The sequence below is a fragment of the Micromonospora rosaria genome, from assembly GCF_001567585.1.
GTDB lineage: Bacteria > Actinomycetota > Actinomycetes > Mycobacteriales > Micromonosporaceae > Micromonospora > Micromonospora rosaria.
In genome coordinates this window covers 1-20,381 of the sequence record NZ_LRQV01000017.1, presented here as the reverse complement: position 1 = coordinate 20,381, position 20,381 = coordinate 1, and the positions used below count along the sequence as shown (strand labels likewise).

General features: G+C 69.7%; 20 protein-coding genes. 7 read left to right on the top strand and 13 right to left on the bottom strand.

The window, feature by feature from the left end; translation table 11 throughout:
* Position 1: 1 nt before the first annotated feature.
* Both AWW66_RS07635 and AWW66_RS07630 read right to left on the bottom strand, forming a co-directional pair.
* A complete protein-coding gene (locus AWW66_RS07635; protein WP_067361820.1) occupies positions 2–1,513 on the bottom strand; it encodes a sugar transferase in 1,512 nt (503 codons plus the stop codon).
* Between the two features lie 326 nt (positions 1,514–1,839).
* Positions 1,840–2,700: a DNA-formamidopyrimidine glycosylase family protein gene (locus tag AWW66_RS07630; RefSeq protein WP_067361817.1), complete on the bottom strand. Its 861-nt coding sequence runs from the start codon at positions 2,698–2,700 to the stop codon at positions 1,840–1,842.
* A gap of 25 nt (positions 2,701–2,725) precedes the next feature.
* Between AWW66_RS07630 and AWW66_RS07625 the strand changes: the two genes are divergently transcribed.
* Positions 2,726–3,904, top strand: a complete 1,179-nt coding sequence (locus tag AWW66_RS07625; RefSeq protein ID WP_067361814.1) for a glycosyltransferase — start codon at positions 2,726–2,728, stop codon at positions 3,902–3,904.
* Here the strand turns inward: AWW66_RS07625 and AWW66_RS07620 are convergent.
* The 5 genes from AWW66_RS07620 to AWW66_RS34285 all read right to left on the bottom strand — a co-directional run bounded on the left by AWW66_RS07620 (position 3,901) and on the right by AWW66_RS34285 (position 11,514).
* Complete coding sequence (locus AWW66_RS07620) at positions 3,901–7,320, bottom strand: DEAD/DEAH box helicase family protein (RefSeq protein WP_067361811.1); 3,420 nt, start codon at positions 7,318–7,320, stop codon at positions 3,901–3,903. The genes AWW66_RS07625 and AWW66_RS07620 overlap by 4 nt on opposite strands.
* A 44-nt stretch (positions 7,321–7,364) precedes the next feature.
* Positions 7,365–8,561: a restriction endonuclease subunit S gene (locus tag AWW66_RS07615; protein ID WP_169807073.1), complete on the bottom strand. Its 1,197-nt coding sequence runs from the start codon at positions 8,559–8,561 to the stop codon at positions 7,365–7,367.
* Between the two features lie 14 nt (positions 8,562–8,575).
* Positions 8,576–10,096 (bottom strand): type I restriction-modification system subunit M, encoded by a 1,521-nt coding sequence (locus AWW66_RS07610; protein WP_067361805.1) that lies wholly within the window; start codon positions 10,094–10,096, stop codon positions 8,576–8,578.
* 90 nt (positions 10,097–10,186) lie between these two features.
* Positions 10,187–11,356, bottom strand: coding sequence for a helix-turn-helix domain-containing protein (locus AWW66_RS07605; protein ID WP_083978310.1), 1,170 nt, complete (start codon positions 11,354–11,356; stop codon positions 10,187–10,189).
* Positions 11,353–11,514, bottom strand: coding sequence for a hypothetical protein (locus AWW66_RS34285; RefSeq protein ID WP_169807072.1), 162 nt, complete (start codon positions 11,512–11,514; stop codon positions 11,353–11,355). The genes AWW66_RS07605 and AWW66_RS34285 overlap by 4 nt, the downstream gene beginning before the upstream one ends.
* A gap of 56 nt (positions 11,515–11,570) precedes the next feature.
* On the opposite strand from AWW66_RS34285, the gene AWW66_RS36350 reads away from it, so the two are divergent.
* From AWW66_RS36350 to AWW66_RS07590, 3 genes are all read left to right on the top strand, one after another.
* Positions 11,571–11,855, top strand: a complete 285-nt coding sequence (locus tag AWW66_RS36350) for a hypothetical protein (RefSeq protein ID WP_067361802.1) — start codon at positions 11,571–11,573, stop codon at positions 11,853–11,855.
* Between the two features lie 459 nt (positions 11,856–12,314).
* A complete protein-coding gene (locus tag AWW66_RS07595) occupies positions 12,315–13,142 on the top strand; it encodes a helix-turn-helix domain-containing protein (protein ID WP_067361800.1) in 828 nt (275 codons plus the stop codon).
* Positions 13,143–13,150: 8 nt separating this feature from the next.
* Positions 13,151–13,345: a DUF397 domain-containing protein gene (locus AWW66_RS07590; protein WP_067361797.1), complete on the top strand. Its 195-nt coding sequence runs from the start codon at positions 13,151–13,153 to the stop codon at positions 13,343–13,345.
* Between the two features lie 85 nt (positions 13,346–13,430).
* Here AWW66_RS07590 and AWW66_RS07585 read toward each other — a convergent pair whose 3' ends face one another.
* On the bottom strand, positions 13,431–14,150 hold the full coding sequence (locus tag AWW66_RS07585) for a hypothetical protein (RefSeq protein ID WP_067361793.1): 720 nt from the start codon (positions 14,148–14,150) through the stop codon (positions 13,431–13,433).
* 101 nt (positions 14,151–14,251) lie between these two features.
* Here AWW66_RS07585 and AWW66_RS07580 point away from each other — a divergent pair, with 101 nt between their 5' ends.
* Positions 14,252–14,509, top strand: a complete 258-nt coding sequence (locus tag AWW66_RS07580; protein WP_067361791.1) for a hypothetical protein — start codon at positions 14,252–14,254, stop codon at positions 14,507–14,509.
* Between the two features lie 45 nt (positions 14,510–14,554).
* On the opposite strand, the gene AWW66_RS07575 is transcribed toward AWW66_RS07580, so the two are convergent.
* The 5 genes from AWW66_RS07575 to AWW66_RS07555 all read right to left on the bottom strand — a co-directional run bounded on the left by AWW66_RS07575 (position 14,555) and on the right by AWW66_RS07555 (position 18,352).
* Positions 14,555–15,277, bottom strand: coding sequence for a CDP-alcohol phosphatidyltransferase family protein (locus AWW66_RS07575; protein WP_067361787.1), 723 nt, complete (start codon positions 15,275–15,277; stop codon positions 14,555–14,557).
* Positions 15,252–16,319, bottom strand: coding sequence for an iron-containing alcohol dehydrogenase family protein (locus AWW66_RS07570; protein WP_067361784.1), 1,068 nt, complete (start codon positions 16,317–16,319; stop codon positions 15,252–15,254). The genes AWW66_RS07575 and AWW66_RS07570 overlap by 26 nt, the downstream gene beginning before the upstream one ends.
* Positions 16,307–17,038: a phosphocholine cytidylyltransferase family protein gene (locus AWW66_RS07565; RefSeq protein WP_067361781.1), complete on the bottom strand. Its 732-nt coding sequence runs from the start codon at positions 17,036–17,038 to the stop codon at positions 16,307–16,309. Before AWW66_RS07565 ends, AWW66_RS07570 begins: the two co-directional genes overlap by 13 nt.
* Positions 17,039–17,138: 100 nt before the next feature.
* Entirely contained in the window at positions 17,139–17,906 is a 768-nt protein-coding gene (locus AWW66_RS07560; protein WP_067361778.1) for a hypothetical protein, read from the bottom strand.
* Positions 17,903–18,352, bottom strand: coding sequence for an NUDIX hydrolase (locus AWW66_RS07555; RefSeq protein ID WP_245648010.1), 450 nt, complete (start codon positions 18,350–18,352; stop codon positions 17,903–17,905). The genes AWW66_RS07560 and AWW66_RS07555 overlap by 4 nt, the downstream gene beginning before the upstream one ends.
* A gap of 148 nt (positions 18,353–18,500) precedes the next feature.
* On the opposite strand from AWW66_RS07555, the gene AWW66_RS07550 reads away from it, so the two are divergent.
* A complete protein-coding gene (locus AWW66_RS07550) occupies positions 18,501–18,977 on the top strand; it encodes an ester cyclase (protein ID WP_067361943.1) in 477 nt (158 codons plus the stop codon).
* 117 nt (positions 18,978–19,094) lie between these two features.
* Positions 19,095–20,192, top strand: a complete 1,098-nt coding sequence (locus AWW66_RS07545) for an aminotransferase-like domain-containing protein (RefSeq protein WP_067361774.1) — start codon at positions 19,095–19,097, stop codon at positions 20,190–20,192.
* The last annotated feature ends 189 nt before the right edge of the window (positions 20,193–20,381 follow it).

Here is a 20,381-nt window from a genome sequence, read left to right as displayed (position 1 = left end):
GTCAGTACGCGCCCTTGCGGGCGAGCACCACGCCGACCGTGCGCCACAGGATGCTCAGGTCGTACGTCAGGGACCAGTTGTCGACGTAGTACAGGTCCAGCCGGACCGCCTCGTCCCAGGACAGGTCGGAGCGGCCGGAGACCTGCCAGAGGCCGGTCATGCCGGGGCGGACCAGCAGTCGCCGCCGGACGTCGCCGAGGAAGTCGCCGTCGTCGGCGGGCAGCGGGCGTGGCCCGACCAGCGACATCTCCCCCTTGAGCACGTTGATCAACTGGGGTAGCTCGTCCAGCGAGGAGGCGCGCAGGAACCGGCCCACCGGGAAAACCCGGGGGTCCTCCTTCATCTTGAACAGCATGCCGTCGGTCTCGTTCTGGTCGACCAGGCTGGCGAGCCGGTCCTCGGCGTCGACGTACATGGTGCGGAACTTCCAGACCCGGAAGGTCCGGCCCTCGTGCCCGACCCGGGGCTGCCGGAAGAAGACCGGCCCCCGGTCGGAGATCTTGATGGCGAGGCCGATGGCGAGGAAGACCGGGACGAGCAGGAGCAGGCCGAGCCCGGCGGCGGCCTTGTCCATGAGGTTCTTGGCCAGCAGCGCCGGCCCGGACAGGGTCGGCTCCTCGACGTACAGCAGCGGCAGGCCCTCGATCGGGCGGATGTGCACCCGGGGGCCGGCGATGTCGGTGAGCTGCGGGGCCACCACCAGGTCGACGCCGGAGCCCTCCAACTGCCAGGCCAGCCGGCGCAGCTCACCCGGCTCGGCGCTGGCCGAGCCGCAGACCGCGATGGTGTCCCCGCCGACCTCCCGGACCAGGGCGAGGATGTCCCGGCCGGCGTACACCGGCACCGGCGTCTGCACTCCCCGGGAGGCGGCGTACCCGTCGGTGATGTGGATGGCCACCGGCACCAGCCCGGCGGCCGGGACCCGGGTGACGGCGGTGTAGACCTCCAGGCACTCCGGCAGGGTGCCGACCAGGACCATCCGGTGCCCGGCCTGGCGGACGTTGCGCCGGATCACGTGCAGCACGAACCGGCAGAGGATCCGGTTGAGCAGGATCAGCAGCAGCGCGCCGAGCAGGGCGGTGCCGACGGTGTACCGGGACAGGTCGGTCTTGGTGGCGAAGGCGAGGAAGGAGACGGCGGCGACCACCGCCACGCCGGCCCGGATGACCCGTTTGAACTCGTCCGGGCCGAGGCCGAGGTAGCGCCGGTCGTAGGCCCGGTTCGTCCAGAGGGTCACCATCCAGCCGAGCGGGAGCAGCACGAACGCCACGGTGTGGAACCAGGTGGGGTCGACGTCGGCGTTGTAGAAACCGGCCCGGGACTGGTCGAACGCCTCGATCGCGATCAGGCTGGCGACCGCCGCCGCCCCGAAGTCCAACAGCAGCAGCAGCGCGATGTAGGGACGGTGCCAGCGGGACACCCGCCGCCTGGCCCGGGCCCACGCGGACCGGGGTACGCCGTTGTGCGACGGCGGTGTGGGCGGCTGGATCTCGAAGCTGTCGACGTGCCGCACGAATCTGCTCCGGCCTGTGTCGGTTACCGGGCGCTGGAGGCCTGCCGTCACCTCACCCCTTGTCCTCCCGCATGACGCGCGCCGCTCACTCACCGTGATGGCTCGGGTCTCCCACCGTTCCAGTTTCCCACGCGGACCCCGACCGGACGCGGAGCGTGCAGCATGTGTGTCCGGGTGAGGTCGAACGGGGAGCTGGCCGGCTCCGCCGTAATCAGAAGCCGGGGACCGGGCCACTATACCGGCGGACGTCGCCATCCCGGCAGCGGCGAGGGGGCGGTTCGGTCCGCGATGGGCGTTTCCGCACGGTGCTCACCGAGTGTGGTTACTCACCGTACAAGTTTCGACAACCTGCGGTCAGCGAGCGGCTTGCCGCCGGTCTGGCAGCCGGGGCAGTACTGGAGGCTGGAGTCGCTGAACGAGACCTCCCGTACGGTGTCGCCACAGACCGGACAGGGCAGCCCGGTCCGGGCGTGCACCCGCAGACCGGACCGCTTCTCCGCCTTCAGTTCGGCGGCCCGCTGGCCGAGCGAGCGCTCCACCGCGTCGCCGAGGACCCGCCGGGTGGCGGCGTGCAGCGTGGCCAACTGCTCGTCGGTGAGCCGGTCGGTGAGCGCGAACGGTGAGAGCTTCGCCGCGTGCAGGATCTCGTCGGAGTACGCGTTGCCGACGCCGGCCAGCACCTGCTGGTCGGTCAGCACCCCCTTCACCTGCCCCCGGCGGCTGCGCAGCCGCTCGGCGAAGCCGGCCTGGTCCACCGCGAGGGCGTCCGGGCCGAGCCGGGCCACCCCGGGCACGGTCGCCGGGTCGGCCACCAGGTACGCGGCCAGGCTCTTCTGGGTGCCCGCCTCGGTCAGGTCGAAGCCGGAGCCGTCGTCGAGGCGGACCCGCAGCGCGACCGGCCCCTTGCCGGGGCGCAGCGGGGCGGCGGACGGGAAACCCTCCCGGTAGTGCAGCCAGCCGGCGCGGGCCAGGTGCACCACCAGGTGCAGGTCGTCGTCGAGGAGCACGTCGAGGAACTTGCCGTGCCGGCGCGCGTCGCAGACCGTCTTCCCGGCGACCGCGCCCGGCGGCGGATCGTACGTCTTCAGCGCGCTGATCGCGGCGACCTCCAGCCGGTCGACGCGCCGCCCCACCGCGCGCTGTCGCAGGTACCCCGCGAGCGCCTCAACCTCCGGTAGTTCGGGCACGAAACTAACGGTAGCGTGTCTCCGCGTGAGAATCGTGGTGGCGCACAACCGGTACCGGGAAGCTCAGCCGTCCGGTGAGAACACCATCGTCGACGTGGAGATCGCCCAGCTCAGGGCGGCCGGGGTCGAGGTGCTGCCGTTCATCCGCAGCTCCGACGAGATCCCGGGCATGTCGAAGGGGGCCAAGACGCTGCTGCCGATCTCCCCGATCTACGCCCCGAAGGCCCAGCAGGATCTCTCCCGGCTGCTCACCGAGCACCGCCCGGACGTGCTGCACCTGCACAACCCGTACCCGCTGCTCTCGCCCTGGGTGGTGCGGACCGCACACAAGCACGGCGTGCCGGTGGTGCAGACGGTGCACAACTACCGGCAGGTCTGCTCCTCCGGGCTGTACTTCCGCGACGGCAGGATCTGCCAGGACTGCCGGGGCAAGGTCCTGGGCGTGCCGGCGATCACCAACAAGTGCTACCGGGGCTCGACGGTGCAGAGCGCGCTGATGGCCACCACGCTCGCCGTGCACCGGGGCACCTGGCACTCCGTCGACCGGTTCATCGCGCTCACCTCGGCCGTCGCCGACCACCTGCGCGACTACGGCGTCCCGGCCGACCGGATCGTGGTCAAGCCGAACGCCATCCCGGACCCGGGCCCGCCCGCCCCGTCCGGCGAGGGCTTCCTCTTCCTCGGCCGGCTCTCCCCGGAGAAGGGCATCGACCTGCTGCTGGAGGCCTGGCGGCGACACCCCGACGGCGCCCTCGGCCCGCTGCGCATCGCCGGGGACGGTGAGCTGCGCCCGCTGGTCGAGGCGGCTGCCGCGCAGCGGTCGGACCTGACCTTCCTCGGCCCGCTGGACCGCGCCGGGGTCCGCGCCGCCCTGGACGCCAGCGCGGTGGTGCTGGCCACCTCCACCTGGCACGACGTGTTGCCCACCGTGATCATCGAGGCGCTGGCCAGCGGCCGTCCGGTGCTCGGCACCGCGCTGGGCGGCATCCCGTACCTGGTGGGCATGGACGACCCGGCCGGCCCGTCCGGCTGGGTGGTGCCGCCGGACCCGGCCGCCCTGGCCGCCGCGCTGCCGACGGCGGCGGCGGGGGCCGCCGCGCTCTCCGCCCCGGCGCGGCTGCGCTACGAGCGCACCTTCCACCCCGACGTGGTCACCAAACGCCTCATCGACGTGTACGCCTCGCTCGCCCGCGCGCCCCGCTAGGCGACCTCGCTGGTGGGGGTTGCGGTGTTCCGGACCGAGCGGAGGATCGTGACCAGCCGGTCCACGTCAGCGGACGGGAACACCGATTCCGGCCCTTCGGGGGCGATGTCGCTGAACGGGGACTCGTAGAGCCGTTCGGGCTCCATGGCGCCGTTCCGCGTCAAATGGTCAACGATCAGGTGGAGGAAACTGATCTGGTTCCCGGTGAGGGTACGGCCGGCCAGGAACTCGCTGAACGCCTCGTGGGCCGCTTCCCGGTCGAGACCGACCAGGGAGCGGATGAAGAGCCCGAGTCCGTTGGACGAGTGGCGGGCCCGGTCGATCTCCTCGGTGCCACCACCGGCGGCCACCAGCATCTGTTCCAGCTCGTGGAGGTCGGTGGGGGAGAGCTGCTTGTTGCGGCGCAGCTTCTGCAACGCCAGGTGGTCCTCGTGGGCGCGCAGGTACGCCTGGGCCTTGTCGCGGAACCGCTCGAAGTCGGTACCGATCCTGATGTCGTCCAGTGCGACGAGTGAGATCTCCCCCAGCTTGTCGCTGAAGTCGGTGTAGACGATGGCCCGCTTGGCCCGCGAGATCAACCCGGCCAGGTCACGCAGGCGTCGACGCATCAGCTCCAGCATCGGCAGGGTGACGTCCGACCACCACTCGTCCCCGGCCACCTCGTCGAGGAGCTGCTGCTGTGCGCGGATCGTCGGGATGCTGGTCTGCTCCAGCAGCGTCGAGGCGATTTCCTGCACCTGCCGACGCAACCGGTCGTAGTCGGGCACCACGTCGAACTGGCCGAGCTGGAGGCGCAGCACCATCAGGTCGAACCGCTTGGCCACCTCGTCGGTGTCCTGCCTGTCGGTGGGTAGGCCGGCGAGGTTGCCGCCGATCTCGTCCACGGCCTCCGGGGTGAGTCGGTGCCAGCGCGCGAAGTCGACGTAGTACTCCACCAGGCGACGCTTGGGGCGTACGACGAAATTCTCTAGGTGGATGCTTTCCACCCTGGCGTGCAGGTCTCGGGCCAGTTCCCAACGCAGGCCCGCCTCGCTCTGCGTTCCGTCGGCGTCCGTCTCGGGGCCGGCGTCGGCCGGAAGGCGCTGGTCGAGGCGGTGGATCAGGTCGAGCTGAGCCTTGAACAGCCGCTCGGTCAGCGACTCGGTCAGCTTCCGCTGGGCCGGCTCGGGATTCTCGTTGAAGTACTCGAAGTTCCGGCAGAAGTCGAAGACCAGGAAGTCCTTCTTGTCCTGCCCGGGGCCGTAGAGATCCTTGCGGAGGCGGGTGCCCCGGCCGATCATCTGGAGGAACTTCGACTTCGACCGGACGGGCTTGCAGAAGACCAGGTTGACGACCTCGGGCACGTCGATGCCCGTGTCGAGCATGTCGACCGAGATCGCGATGTGCGGGTCCTTCTCCGGCTGGGAGAAGTCGTCGATGAGGCTCTGCGCGTACTTGGTCTTGTACGTGATAACTCGGGCGCGGTGACCGGCATGCGTCGGATAGGCCAGGTCGAACCGTTCCTGGATGAAGTCGGCATGCGCCTGGTTCCGGGCGAAGATGATCGTCTTGCCGATCCGGTCCCCGCCGGCCACCTTGTGACCGTGGACCATCAGCGTCTCCAGGACGTTGTCCACGGTCTCCTTGTTGAACAGCCACTTGTTGAGCGCGTCCGGTTCGATCCTGTCCGGCGGGCCGTCGTCACCCCAGTCGAGCGAGTCCCAGTCGTCCTGCTCCTCATCGCTGAGGTCGTCGTAGCGGATGCCGTGCCACTGAAATTCCGTCTCCACGGAGAACGCACGGGGAGGGACGAGATGGCCCTCCTTCACCGCCTCGTCGAGGTCGTAGTGGTCGGTGGGGACCCCGTCCTCCAGGTGGAACAGGCTGTAGGTGTTTCGGTCGATCTCGTTGCGCGGGGTCGCGGTAAGCCCGACCAGGAGGCCGTCGAACCAGGAGAAGATCGCCCGGTACTTCTGGTACACCGACCGGTGCGCCTCGTCGATGACGACCAGGTCGAAGTAGCCGGGCCCGAAGCGCCGTTCGCCGCTCGCGGTCCCGTTGATCAGGCCCATCATGGTCGGGTACGTCGAGACGTACACCCGGCCGTCGGTGTCCCTCTCGGTGACCAGGTTGACCGTGGCCGCGCTGGGCAGGTGCTCCTTGAAGGCGTTAACCGCCTGGTTGACCAGCGCGGTGCGGTCGGCGAGGAAGAGCACGTTCTTGACCCAGTTGGCCCGCATCAGCAGGTCGACCAGGGCGATCACGGTACGGGTCTTGCCGGCGCCGGTGGCCATCACCACGAGCGCCTGACGCTGCCCGGCCTGCTCGAAAGCCTCGCCGATCTTCCGGATCGCCCGGTGCTGGTAGTGCCGCTCGACGATCTCCTGCCTGATGGGCACGTCCGCAAGCGGCTGGCGGATGGCGCGGCGCTGGATCAGCAGCGCCAACTCGTCCTTGGTGTAGAAGCCCTGCACCGGGCGGGGCGGGTAGCCGCTGCCGTCGTCCCACAGCCAGGTGTCGTAGCCGTTCGTGTAGAAGACGACCGGCCGCTGGCCGTACCGCTGTTCCAGGCAGTCGGCGTAGAGCTTGGCTTGCTGCTGGCCTGCGGTGGCGTCGACGCGGGCACGCTTGGCCTCGATCAGCCCGAGGGGCTTGCCGTCGTCACCCCACAGGACGTAGTCGACGTAGCCGTTGCCCGTGCTGTTGGGCATGCCGGTCACCGGAAACTCGCGGTCGTCCGGGCCGTCGAGCGGCCAGCCAGCCTCGGCCAGCATGAGATCGATGAAGAGGTCGCGGGTCTGCGCCTCGTCGTAGTCGTGGTCGTCGGGACGGGCCTCGTTGGCGGCCTTCGCGGCCGCGACCTGAGCGCGCAGCTTCGCCAGCTCGGCATCGAGGGTGGCGCTTTTCTCGCGTTCGGCAGCCAGGGCCGCGTCCCGGTCGGCGAGCTGGTCGGCGAGGCTCTTCACCTCGGCCTGGGTCTGCTGCCGCACCTTGGCGGTGACCGGCTGGGGAACCAGGCTCGGATCGAAGGCGAGGGTGTGCGCCGGGACCTGCGCCGGGTCGCGGGTGTAGTGCCGGGCGATCCAGTACGTGACGTGGAACAACTCCCGCAGGACCGGGACCGAATCCTTGTCCGTCACCGGCGTCCGCTCGTGCACGGCCCGGTTGCCCTTCCTGCGGATGATGTTCATCTTGGTCTGGAGGTCGGTGCCCACCAGCCTGCGCAACGTCGGCTCGTGGATCTTTCCGGAAAGGTCGTTTCGGTACGGGGTGACGAGTGTCGCGTCGGCGTCAAAGAGCCAGCCGAGCGCCAGCTCCAGGGTGCGCCGGGCGTAGAAACACGAGACCCGCGGGTCGGCGACAGCAAGTCGCTCAGCCCGCAGGGCCTCGTCAAGCAGCTCGGGCCACTCGGCCCGCAGGAACGCGAAGTTGCTCATCGGACGCCTACCCCCCACAGTGGACAGCCCTAGAGCTTCTCACATCAGAGCAGCCCCCGGAAAGCCCGATCCTGCAACGACGCGAAGAGCGCATCCATCTCCGCCAAGCTGGCCTCGTGTGTCCCTCGTAGCGTTCTCACCTGGGAGATCCGGTCCACAAACTCCTGCTGCTGCCGAAGGGGCGGCAGCGGTACCTGCACCGAACCGAGACCAGCCGTGTTCAGGTTGTACTGCCCGGCAGACGTCTTACAGCGGTCACGCAGGGAGGCGCGGCCCGCCGACCCGCTCATGAACTGCTGAATGAAGGTTGGCAGAACGCGTCGCTCATCAACTCGTGCACGTATGAGGTACGACGCGTAGAGGAACTGGTCTGTTGGAAATCCTGTGTCTTTTACCAAGGCTTGATAGAAAGCCGCGCAGCGGCCGACGAAGTCGGGGTTCCCGTTAGTTCTGACAAAGAGGAGGTCGCCATCAACGAGGCGGAGCCGGTCAAACTCGGCTTGCGTGGCCGGCACCGTCTTCAAATCAGTCAGGTTAAGCGTGCTGCCAATGACATTCGGGATTCGAAGAGCCGGGTAGCCCGTCTCTGCCGATTTTTTTGACGTGCCGTAGCGGAACTCTCTTACGACCTCAGCGAACGGCTTGAATTCGTGGCCAGGTGTACCGTGGCGCAGGTCGCCGAACATGTCGAGGAAGATGGATTGGGTGAGGTTGTCGAGGTGGGCGAGGGCTTCGCGGCGCTTGACGCGCAGCTCGTCTGCCCGATCCAGAACCTCTGCAACCCTTCGCTGGTCTGGCAGCGGAGGCGTCGGAATAGGGAGACTTGCTAAGAATGATTCCGGCACCCGCCGCTGCCCGGCGCTGCCGGTCATGCGCCGTTCGCCGGCTACTCTGACCGCCGGCCTGCGCAAAAAATGAAGGAGGTAGCGTGCGTCGAGTTGTGAACCCTTCGGTCTGATCACATGGAACTCGGTTGAGCCAACGCCCATCGAGTGGGCGAGCCGAGCCTGAGCAATCTTTCCATTCTCGAAGCAAGGCGTGATTTTTGCGACGAGAACATCCTCATGCGCGAAGAATGTGTAACCCTTACTTACCTCACCGAATGGCCGGTCCTTGCCGTTCTTAATAGTTCCCGTCACGGCGTCGACCGCCGACATCGAAACGAACGAGACCAATTCTTCGGAGCTTGGGCGTTCGACGAGCTTCGGGTTTATGGAGGCCACATCGCCGAGTTTCGACACCTTTAGTGTAGTCGTCATCCGAGCATCGCCTTCAGGTTGGACATGCCCTGCTGGATCTCGGACTCTAGGCGTTCGAGGTCGGCCAGGATGTCGAGCGGCGAGCGGTGCTCGACCTCCTCGTGCACAACCTCCTTGTAGCGGTTGAGGCTGAGGTCGTAGCCCTGCCCGACGATGTCGGCTTTGGGGACGCAGAAGCTCTGCTCGGTCCGCGCCCGCTGCAACTCGTCGCCGTCCCGGCGGGACCACCTCGCCAGCGCGTCCGGCAGGTTGTTCTTCGCGTGCTCGTCCTCGGCAAGCGCCTCAGCCGGCACCGGCCCCAGCTTCTCGGCCGGCAACAGCGGAGTCCGCTTGTCGTCCAGACTCCAACCGTCGGCGGTCACCTCGTAGAACCAGACGTTGTCGGTGCCGCCGCTATTGGTCTTGGTGAAGAGCAGAATCGCGGTGGAGACGCCCGAGTAGGGCTTGAAGGTGCCGCTGGGCAGCTTCACCACCGCATCGAGCTTCTGGTCCTCGACCAGAATCCGGCGCAGCTCCTTGTGCGCCTTGCTCGACCCGAAGAGCACACCGTCCGGCACGATGACGGCCGCCCGGCCGCCGGGCTTCAACAGCCGGAGGAAGAGGGCGAGGAAGAGCAGTTCGGTCTTCTTGGTCTTGACGATCTGCTGGAGGTCCGTGGCCGTGCTCTCGTAGTCGAGGCTGCCGGCGAACGGCGGATTGGCCAGGATCAGCGAGTACTTCTCGAAGTCGTCTCCGCTGGCGCTCTCGGCCAGTGAGTCGCGGTAGCGGATGTCCGGGCTCTCCACGCCGTGCAGCAGTATGTTCATGCTGCCGATCCGGAGCATCGTGCCGTCGAAGTCGAAGCCGTGGAACATGCTTTCGTGGAAGTGCGCCCGCTGGGCGGTGTCGAGGAGCGCGCTCGGGTGCATGCGGCGGACGTACTCTCCGGCCTCGACGAGGAAGCCGGCCGTGCCGCAGGCCGGGTCGCAGATCTCGTCGGCGGGCGTCGGGGCCGTCATCTCGACCATCAACTGAATAATGTGCCGGGACGTGCGGAACTGTCCGTTGTGACCGGCCGTGGCGATCTTGCTGAGCATGTACTCGTAGAGATCGCCCTTGGTGTCCCGGTCGTCCATCGGGAGCTTGTCGATCATGTCGACCACCCGGCTGAGCAGCGCCGGGCTGGGGATGGTGAACCGGGCTTCCCGCATGTGGTGCGAGTACGTCGACCCGTCGCCACCGAGCGTCTGGAGGTATGGGAAGACCTTGTGGGTGACGATCTTGAACATCGTCTCCGGGTCCCGTTCCCTGAACTTGGACCAGCGGAGTTCTTGCTGGTCCTGCCCGAACCGCAGGGTGACCCGGGCTTCCGGGAAGCGCTCCGCCTTCTTCAGTTCCCGCGTCTCGATCTCGTCCAGTCGCTTGATGAAGAGCAGGTAGGTGATCTGCTCGATCACCTCCAGCGGGTTCGAGATGCCGCCCGACCAGAAGGCGTCCCAGACGCGGTCGATCTTGCTCTTCAGTTCACCGGTTATCACGTGCCTCGTCCCATGGTGTCGCGTCAGGCTAGGTCTGACAGGCTAGCCCGCTGGGCAATCAGTGGGGGGTGTGGCTTGCCGGCGGGTCCGTCACCACGCACTGCGCACCCCGGCGGCTTCGGCCAGGGCCAGCAGGTGCGGGTCCGGGGCTGGTGACCTGGTCAGTGTCTCGGTCAGGATCGCCTGGCCGGCGGGGCGTACCCGTACCTCCGGTGGGGCGAGCCGGTCGGTGGCCCGCAGCACCCGGGACGCTGCGGGGGCGTTGCCGGCTTCCAGGTACGCCCCGGCCACATCCAGCAGGTACGCGGCCCGGTGTTCGATCGGCAGCGCCGGCCACTGCGATCGTACCGTCAGCATCTGGTGCAGGTCGACGGCGGTCCGGTGGTCGCCGAGGGCTGCGGTGGCGGTGACCCGGGCCGCGTCGACCGCCACCCGGGCGGGGCCGTCCGGCTCGGTCAGGGCGGTGGCGTCGTCGAGGAGATCCCGCGCGGTCGACGCGTCGCCGTGTTCGGCGGCGGCGAGGGCGGCTTGGAGGAGCAGCGCCGCGCAGGCCGAGCGCTCGGCCTGCGTGCCCGAACCGTCAGTGAGTGGGGCGACCTGGTGCGCGGCGGCGATCGTCGTCTCGAACGCGGCGCGGTGGCGGCCGGCGGCCCGCAACGCCTGACCGAACGACGTGGCGGCGACCGCCTCCAGCAGAGAATCGTCGGTGCCGGTGGCCACGGCAAGGCCCCGGTCGGCGGCGAGCCAGGCCAACTCCGCCGCGCCGAGCTTCACCGCGACCTGCGCGGTCAGCCGGTACGCCTGGACGCGCAGCGCGGCGGGCAGGTCTCGGCCGTGGGCGTCGTCGAGCAAGTCGGGCAAGAGCTGTAGCAGCATCGGGTACCGGGCATGTTGGTACGCGGCGTCGGCGTGGTCGAGCCGGTTCCGGTACCGGCGCGGGTCGATCGGGGCGACTGTCGACGGCAGCAGCCCGGGGTGGCGGGTGAGCGCGGCCTGGATCGTCTCGACGTCGGCGGACAGCCCGTCGGTCGGCCGGTCGGGTGGAGCGTCACCCAGCAGCATGTCGGGGTCGATGTCGAGCGCGGCGGCGACCTCCCGCAGCACCGACCACCTGTCGAGTCGGCGTACCCCTCGTTCGACCTTGTCGACCCACGACTTGGACTTGCCGAGCCGGTCGGCGAACACCTGCTGCGACATCGTCCGCCGCTGCCGCCAGTACGCCACCCGCCGGCCGACCGGCAGGCCGTCGGCCACGGTCACCGTCGCCGCCGGTCGGGTACGGCCTGGGTGGTGTCGTCGAGCGGGGTCCGCTCGGCCTCGGCCTGGGCGAGGATCCGCTGCTTCGCGGCCTCGTGTTCGGCGGCCTGGATCTCGGCGCCGGTTGGCCGGTCAGGGTCCTTGCGGGTACGTCTGATCATCGCCGCCTCCTCTGAGGTGCGGACCTTCTCGGCGTGGAAAGTTTTCGGATGCCGGCGTGCTGGACGAAGAGTTCTCGTCGGGCGATCGCGTCGCCCTTCTCGTTCACCTGATAGCCGTCGAGCCACTGCCACCCGTGGTAGGTCGGCCGGTCGAGGACCCGGATCAGGCGGAACATGATCGGGGTGGCGAACTGGACGCTGGCGGCCCGGGTGAGATGGAGCAGGTCACCGGCCCGGAGTTCGGCTACCGCTGGCGGTACCGGCGCCATGCCGTGATCCGGGTGCGCGCGACTCTGACGTCTCGGCACCAGTCGCTGTCCGTGCAGTGCGGGCAGCGGTGATGCCGGTGGTATTCGAGGACGTACCAGGCTTGCTGGATCAGGTGGGGCATCCGCCGGGCCCTCACGACCAGCACCCCGCCCGGTGCTCCCCGGCGAGGGCCAGCAACGGCCGCTCCGGCAGGTAGGTCACTCGCGCCACACCCACGGCTCGGCATGCACCGGTCGGATGGGGAGAGACCATCACCGACCGCAGGCGGTCGAGTGGGCTCGCCCGTCTGCGCGTGAACGGCCAGAGCCTCCGCAGTAGACCGAGGTACGTCGGGTGCATCTGTTGTCGCCGGAGCGACAACAGATGCACCCGGTGCTTCGCATGCCGAGCCATGGGACCTCCTGAAAGGTGACACCGATTCTGGTTCCCTAATCTAGGATCCTATAGGCGGATGCTACGACGGTGATGCTGATTTGGGAACCTTCGGCGTGTCGTCTGGCCGGCGGTCGAGGAGGCGGAATACTCGCCGCATGGTCACCCCAACGATCCAGCGGCGTCGCTTGGGCAACGCCCTCAGGCGAGCCCGAGAGGCCGCAGGCAAGAGGCCGGACGAGGCGGCGGAGGTCATCGATTCCGCATCGAGCAAGATCAGTCGGTTGGAGCTGGGTCAGTCCGGCATCCGGCTGACCGACCTGAAGCTGCTGCTCGATTTCTACGGCGTAACCGGGGAGGAGGCTGAGCCGCTCCGGGAGCTTGCCCGCGCCGGACGGCAGCGGGGGCGGTGGAGCGGCTACCGGAACGTGATCCCGGACTGGTTCCGTCAGTACCTCGACCTGGAGGCGGACGCGGCAGAGATCCGTTGGTACCAGCCTGAGGTCATCCCCGGCATCCTCCAGACCGAGCCCTACATTCGGGCGATGATCGACGGGGAGGACGTCGAGCGGCAGATCGCAGTGCGCCTCGAACGACAAAAGGTCATCGATCGCTCGGACGGCCCGGAGTTGAGCTTCATCCTCAGTGAGTCGGCCCTGCGGCGGAACCTCGGTGACGGGGCGACGATGCGGGATCAGCTATCCCATATCGCCACGCTCGCCAAGCGACCGAACGTCACGATTCAGGTCTTTCCGTTCGATGCCGAGACGTATGTGGTGGCCTCGTTCAATTTCATCATCCTCCGGTTCGGCGAGGAGGTCGCCTCAGACGTCGTCTACCTGGAGACGTTCACGGACGCGGATTACCTCGACAGTCCCGAGGCGCTGCGGGCCTACAATCGGCTGTGGGATGGGCTCCGGGCTGCGGCTTTGGGGCCGGCAGAGTCCCGCAGGCTCATCCTGCGAATCGCCGACGAGATGAAGTAGAGGCTGACATGTCGAACCCGAACCTCACCGGCGCGGTGTGGCGCAAGTCCACCCGCAGTGACGCCAACGGCGGCGCGTGTGTCGAAGTGGCGGACCTCCGCGACGGGGTCGCCGTTCGGGACAGCAAGGACAAGGCCGGCCCCACGCTGGCCTTCGACGCCCAGGGCTGGCGTACCTTCCTCCACTCCCTCAAGAACAGCTAGCCCGGACTCTCGCCAGCTGACCCGGCTCCGCGTTCCGGAGTCGGGGCGCTCTCGCTATCCCGTAACGGCGGGAGGCAGGTGCACCTCACTCGGACGGTGGCAGTCTGCTGGGCGTCTGCCCTGGCCACGACGCCGGGGGTGGGCCGAATGCGCGACGACCGGCCCGCACGCTGAGAGTGGCGAGGGCGGCGTTGGCGCCACCACCGATCACCGCGCCGATACCGAACGGTGCCGCACGACCGAGGACGATGATCCCCTGCTTGGTCCCGTACTTCGTGATGAAGTGCGGCCCCAAGACTCTGTTGATCTGACGTAACGTCTCGACCGGCACCTTGGCGACAACCTGACGTCCCCAGTGTTGCCCCGTACGCTCGGCGACCTTGGTGATGGTGGCGGAGGCGGACCCGCCCAGCATGATTCCCAGCACGATCGTGCGGCGCCGCTCGAGTTCGTCGATGGGGACTCCGTGGACTTCGGCGATCGAGAGCGCGAAGAGGGCACTCAGCTCAAGAGATGAGAGAAACTCTCCGGCCGACAGTGCCAGTGCGACTCCCGTGCCTACGCCGGGCGCGGCTGCCGCTCCGCCGACTGCAGCACCTGTCCCGGTCAGGGCGCTGACGTACATCCGTTCCAGATTGCGGATCACCTCTGCTGGTGTCGCCTCCGGCTTGCGCTGGCAGGCCCGGGCGATATTCCTCTGCACCAGGGGGCCCTGCATGTCGATCGCCTTGTGCAGAAGGTCGAGGACCTTCTGCCCGCGTACGGCTGCTGGCGGAGCCGATTCGTCGTGGGCGCCCTTCTCCATGCCTTTGAACTCCTCTGCGTCATCCCATCCCGACCGTTTTCTCAGACCGCTGACCGGGTGAATGTCGTATTGACGGGTGAGATGTTCGATCGGCGTCCGCTGTGGTCGCAGTCAGGCAGGTTACGCTGCAGCACTCGACCGCCACCAGGTCCGAGAAGCTCGTCTGTACCGACGAACGATCATCGGGATGGCACGGCGGCAAGCGGGAGATCGTCCTACTCGACAAACTGCCGCGGAACCGCGACATGGCCGAGAACCAGCTCGAAGACGTCGTCTCGGACGTGAAGCTGCGCGCCGCCGATTTCCGTGCCCCCATGGGTCCATCGTTCTACGGCAGGGCCCTGCCGCTCGGTGTGTGAGAAGGGTGCCCTTCTCTACCGTAAGCGTTAACAGGGGGCCCTTCCTTACAGCGAGGCGCGGGCGGAGAAGGCGATGCTGGCGAGCAGGAAGCCGCCGTTGACGACCGTGAACGCCACGATCACCCAGAAGACCAGCGCCGGGGCGAAGGCCAGCACCAGGGCCGCCGCGAAGATCACCGCGCCGTAGTCGCGGACCAGCTTCACCAGGCGTACCGGCAGGGAGGTGGAGGTGACCATGCTGGCCGCGTTCGGGCCGGACTGCATCACCGAGGTGACCAGGTTGACCATCCAGGTGCCGGCGAAGACCGCCACCAGCCAGGTCGGGGTGTCGGGGCGCTGCGCCACGGCGGTCGCCCCCAGAGCGGCCACCAGGGCGATCTGGGCGGCCACGTCACAGAGCACGTCCACCCGGGCGCCGGCCGGGCTGCCCTGCCCGGTGACCCGGGCGAGCTGACCGTCGGCGCAGTCCAGGGCGTACGCCACCTGCCAGCCGACCAGCGCGACCAGCCCGACCAGCCAGGCCGGCACCGTACCGTCGGCGACGGCCGGCGCGAGCGCGACCACGGTGACCGAGGTGGCCAGCCCGAGCACCAGGTTGGTGATGGTCAGCACGGTGGGGCGCAGCCCGAGCCGCTGGGCGACCAGCGCGAAGACCGCGCCCAGCCACTGGCTGACCGACTCGCTGAACAGGCCGCCGCCCCGGTTGACCCGGTGGAAGTCGGCGACGGACGGCCGGGACAGCTCAGCCAACGTGCTGGCGTAGTTCATCGGCGTACTCTCCAAGCCGCCTCCGGGTCTCCGCAGGCGTCAGCGTGAGGTGTTCGAGGATGGTGTAGCGGTCCGGCCGGGTCCGGGGGGCGTACTGCACGACCTCGACGAACTGCTCGTCGTCCAGGCCCAGGTCGGCCGGGCGGGTGGCCAGCCCGTGCCGGTGCAGGCAGCGGGCGAGCTGACCGAAGCGTTCCCGGTCACCTCGGAGGAAGGTGCAGAACAGCGCGCCGAGGCCGGCCTGCTCGCCGTGCGAGGACCGGCCCGGGTGCAGGTGCTCGATCGCGTGCGAGATCTCGTGGTCGCCGCCGCTGGCCGGGCGGCTCGACCCGCAGATCGACATCGAGATGCCGCCCAGGATCAGCGCCTCGGCCAGGGTGGTCAGGAAGCCGTCGTCGGTGATCGTGCCGGGGTGGTTGATCAGCGCCTCGGCGCCGGTCCGGGCCAGGGTGACGGCCAGCCCGTCGATCGGCTCGCCGCGGACCTCGTGGGCCAGTTCCCAGTCGGCGCAGGCGCTGAGGTTGCTCACCGCGTCCCCGATGCCGGCCTGGGTCTGCCGGTCCGGCCCGTTCTCCACGAAGTCCAGGTCGACCATGACCGCGATCGGGATGTGCACCCCGTACGAGCCCTTGCCGCCCTCGTGGGTCAGCGAGGCCACCGGGGAGGCGATGCCGTCGTTGGCCAGGCTGGTCGCCACGGTCACCATCGGGATGGCGTACCGGGTGGCGGCGTACTTGGCGGTGTCGATGGTCTTGCCGCCGCCGATGCCGACCACCGCGTCGTAGTTGCGCCGCCGCAGCCGGTCCCCCAGCTCGTTGGCGGAGTCGACGGTGCCGCCGGTGACGGTGAAGACGTCGGCGGAGCCGAGCGTCGGCCGGCACAGCTCGGCGATCTTCTCGCCCTGCCCGGGGCCGACCACCACCGCCACGTCCCCGCCGGCCGAGATCCGTCGGTCGGCCAGGAGCGGGCCCAGGTCGGCCACCGCGCCCCGGCGTACCTCGATCGCCAGCGGCGTGTTGACCGTGCGGGCTAGTAGCGGCACGCGATCTCCCGCGCCCGGGCCAGGTCGTCGTGGTTGTCGACCTCCACCCAGGCCACGTCCCCGATCGGGGCCGCCCGGACCTCGCCGCCTCGGTCGGCGAACTCCTGGTACCCGTCCTCGTAGTAGAGGTTCGGGTCCCGCCGCCAGGTCGCCTCCAGCGCGTCGGCGAGCGCGTCGGCCACCTGCGGCTCGATCAGCGTCGCGCCGATGTACTCCCCGTACGCCTCGCCCGGGTCCATCAGCTTGGTGATCCGGGTGAGCTGGCCGGCGGCGTCGAAGGTCGTCTTCATCTCCTCGTCGGCCAGCGTCTTGAGGGTGTCCACGGCGAGCAGGATCCCGGGGCCGCGCTCGGCCAGCAGGGTCTTCTCCACGCTCACCGGGTGCACGGTGTCCCCGTTGACCAGCAGCACGCCCCGGGCGAAGTGCTCCCGGGCCAGCCAGAGCGAGTACGCGTTGTTCCACTCCTCGGCCCGGTCGTTGTGCACCAGGGTGAGCGTGACGCCGTACCGCTGCTCCAGGTCGGCCCGGCGGTCCCGGACCGCGTCGGCGGCGTACCCGACCACGATCACGATCTCCCGGAGCCCCACCTCGGCGAGGTTGCGCAGCGCGATGTCCAGGATGGTGGTCTCCCCGTCCACCGGCACCAGCGCCTTGGGCAGTGTGTCGGTGTACGGCCGCAGCCGGCGTCCCGCACCGGCGGCGAGCACCATCCCGATCATGTCGACGTCCTCCCTCGTCCGACTGCGGTCACCGGTGGAGGATAGCGCTGCCGGCCGGCGGCCCCCTGCGCAACCGGTCAGCCGGGCCGGGCCCGCGAGGTCAGCCGGGCAGAGCCGCCAGGTCGGCCAGCATCGCCAGGCGCTCGTCGGCGGTCAGGGCGGCGTACGGCCCGGCCGCCCGGCGGTTGGTCTCCAGCTCGATCGCCAGCCGCTCCGGCCCGTCGGGGAGGGCGTCGACGGTCTGCGCGGTGTGCCCCGCCGCGGTCCAGGCCGCCGCGTGCGCGTCCGCGCGGTGGTACCGCAGCGAGCCGAGCCGGTTGAGCAGCAGCACACCGGGCGGGGTGCCGTCCGGCTCGTACGGTGGGGCCACCGCGTGGAACGCCTCGCTCGTCTCGTCGGACTCCTCGGCCGTCACCAGGGCGTACGCCAGCAGCCGGCCGAGCGCCTCGACCAGCCGGGCCACCCGGTCGTCGTGCCCGGCCCAGAGCTCCTCGGTGACCTCGCCGTGCACCTGGTACATCTCGGTGAGGAAGGCGGTCCCCCGGTCGGTGGCCCAGATGGCCCCGTCGGCCCGGCGGTGCAGCATCCCGTGCGCCACGTGCTTGTCCAGGACGCGCTGGCAGATGGCGCTGTCCCGGTGCCGGGTCACCGCCGCGAACCCGGCCGCGTCGACCGTTCCGCCGGGTGCGGCGAGTCGGGTACGGAACTCCACCAGGAAGCCGGTGGCCGTCGGGCCGCCGTACCGTTGACCCAGCTCCGCGCCGCCGCCGTCGCGACCGGCCAGCATGCCGGCGACGAACGCCCGGTCGACGGCCGGGGCGACCAGCCCCGCGAACCGGTGCGGCGGCAGCGCGACGGCGTCGTTCACCGACCGATCGCGCGGAGGGCGGCGAAGGCGTCCTCGGCGATCCGCCGGATCAGCCCGTCGTTGACGTGGCGGTGCTCGTCGAGCAGCCCGACCTCGTCCTCCGCCAGCCACCGGAACTCGGTGTGCTTGCCCTCCTCCAGCCGGGGGCGGGCCAGGTCGCCGTCGACGCGGACCAGGAAGTCGCTCTCCACCCGGGTCAGCCCGTCGTCGCCGGTGTACCGGTACTCGCCGACCGGGCCGAGGACCTCGGCGACGGACCAGCCGGTCTCCTCGGTCACCTCGCGGCGCAGCGCGTCCTGGATCTCCTCGCCCGGCTCCAGGTGGCCGCCGACGATGTCCCAGCAGTCCGGGAAGAGGCGCCGCTGGGGGGAGCGTCGCTGGAAGAAGATGCGGCCGTCGTCGCCGACGATCAGCGCGCCGGCGCAGCGTAGGGGCTCGGTGGGCACGTCACGACAGTAGCGAGCGGGCACGTGGTTCGGCGACGGCCGGTTCGGCGGCGTACGGTCGGGCGGCGGGGGAGGTGTGAGCGGCGGATCGACGGGTAGGGATTCAGGTGCGGGCGCGGACGGGCCGTGACCCGTGCAGGAGGCCGTCATGAGCACCGCCGAGCGACTCGCCAGGCAGCAGTACGCGATGGTCCTGCGGCGGGACGTGGTCCGGCTGCCCGACCTGTACGCGCCCGACGCCCACTACGCCATGCCGGGTGTCACCCTCCGCCCGATCGAGCTGCCGGCGCTGATGCGGACCTGGACGGGTGCCTTCCCCGACCTGTCGGTCGAGCCGGTGGGGCGGGTGGAGACCGCCGCCGGGCTGGCGTTGGAGCAGCGGCTGACCGGCACCCACACCGGGGTGCTGCACACTCCGCTGGGCACGGTCGCGCCGACCGGGCGGACGGTGAGCTGGGACGTGGTGGACGTGGTCCGGGCCCGGCGGGGCCGGATCGTCGCCTGGCGGTCCTACTTCGACTGGGGGCAGCTCTACCTCGCCCTCGGAGTGCGGTTGGCCGGGCTCTCCCGGGAGCTGCGGCCGGCGGTGGACCGGCCCGCCGGGCCGCTCGCCGTGGCGGCCTGACCCGCGTCGGCCGGGAGGGTCGGTCGGGAGGTGGGGTCACCCGTCCCGGTGGCTCATGATGCGGACATCGCCGTGCCGTCGCCACCTGCCCGAGGGCCGCCCGTACGCTCTGAAGCCATGACCGCCGAGCAGCTGATCTCCTTCGCCCGTGGCGCTCCCTCGCTGGACATCGTCGACGTCGAGGGCCTCAAGGCCGCCGCCGTCCGCGCCTTCGACACCGACCCCGCCGGGGTGACCGCGTACGGCACCTCCGTCGGCTACCCGCCCCTGCGTCAGTGGATCGCCGACAAGCACGGTGTCGAGGCCGATCAGGTGCTGGTCACCAACGGCTCGTTGCAGGCCGACGCGTTCCTCTTCGACCACCTGGTCCGTGCCGGCGACGCGGTGGTGGTGGAGCGTCCGACGTACGACCGGACCCTGCTCAACCTGCGGCAGCTCGGCAGCGAGGTGCACGCGGTGACCATCCAGCCGGACGGGCTCGACACCGCCGAGCTGCGCAAGCTGCTGGAGTCGGGGGTCCGGCCCCGCCTCGCGCACGTCATCCCGAACTACCAGAACCCCGCCGGGGTGACCCTGTCCCTGGAGAAGCGGCGGGAGCTGCTCGACCTGGCGTCGGAGTACGGCTTCACCATCTTCGAGGACGACCCGTACGCGGACATCCGGTTCCGGGGTGAGGCGCTGCCGTCGATGCTGTCGATGGACACCCGGGGGGTCGTGGTACACGCCTCCAGCTTCACCAAGACGGTCTGCCCCGGGGTGCGGGTCGGGTACCTGGTCGGTCCGGCGGCGCTGATCGCGGAGATCGCGAAGAAGGCGACGAACCTCTACATCTCCCCGGGGATGGTCTCCGAGGCGATCGTGTACCAGTTCTGCGTCTCGGGCGACATCGACCGCTCGATCCGGACGGTGTCGACCGCGCTCGGCGAGCGGGCCGGGGTGCTGGCCGAGTCGCTGCGCCGGCACCTGCCGGAGGCCCGGTTCGTGGAGCCGGACGGCGGCTACTTCCTCTGGGTGGAGCTGCCCGAGGACGTCGACGTGGAGCAGTTGGCCCCGGCGGCGGCGCAGCGCGGCGTCGCCGTGGTGAAGGGGAGCGACTTCGTCGCCGAGGGCGGGCGGCACGCGCTGCGTCTGGCCTTCTCGGCGGTCACCGCCGACCGGATCGACGAGGGGGTCCGCCGGCTCGCCGAGGCGGTCGCCGAGGTCCGGGGCCGCTAGCCGGCGGAAGCGCCGTTAGCTGTCGTATTCCCGATAGTTATCGGATGGTGACCGGCCCGGGTCTCCCGCCGGGCCGGTCGGCGACCCGACAATGTCGCGAGCGCCGTTCACATTGTGGCCGTGGTCACCGCCCCTGCTCGGGGTGCTGATCCCCACCGTGCCCGGACGACGCCGCGAGCATCATCCCCC

What these genes read in the sequence shown, in the direction of transcription:
- AWW66_RS07620 (WP_067361811.1), bottom strand. Translation starts at nt 7,320, where the DNA reads ATGAGCAACTTCGCGTTCCTGCGGGCCGAGTGGCCCGAGCTGCTTGAC.
- AWW66_RS34285 (WP_169807072.1), bottom strand. Translation starts at nt 11,514, where the DNA reads ATGATCAGACGTACCCGCAAGGACCCTGACCGGCCAACCGGCGCCGAG.
- AWW66_RS07595 (WP_067361800.1), top strand. Translation starts at nt 12,315, where the DNA reads ATGGTCACCCCAACGATCCAGCGGCGTCGCTTGGGCAACGCCCTCAGG.
- AWW66_RS07590 (WP_067361797.1), top strand. Translation starts at nt 13,151, where the DNA reads ATGTCGAACCCGAACCTCACCGGCGCGGTGTGGCGCAAGTCCACCCGC.
- AWW66_RS07585 (WP_067361793.1), bottom strand. Translation starts at nt 14,150, where the DNA reads ATGGAGAAGGGCGCCCACGACGAATCGGCTCCGCCAGCAGCCGTACGC.
- AWW66_RS07575 (WP_067361787.1), bottom strand. Translation starts at nt 15,277, where the DNA reads ATGAACTACGCCAGCACGTTGGCTGAGCTGTCCCGGCCGTCCGTCGCC.
- AWW66_RS07565 (WP_067361781.1), bottom strand. Translation starts at nt 17,038, where the DNA reads ATGATCGGGATGGTGCTCGCCGCCGGTGCGGGACGCCGGCTGCGGCCG.
- AWW66_RS07550 (WP_067361943.1), top strand. Translation starts at nt 18,501, where the DNA reads ATGAGCACCGCCGAGCGACTCGCCAGGCAGCAGTACGCGATGGTCCTG.
- AWW66_RS07545 (WP_067361774.1), top strand. Translation starts at nt 19,095, where the DNA reads ATGACCGCCGAGCAGCTGATCTCCTTCGCCCGTGGCGCTCCCTCGCTG.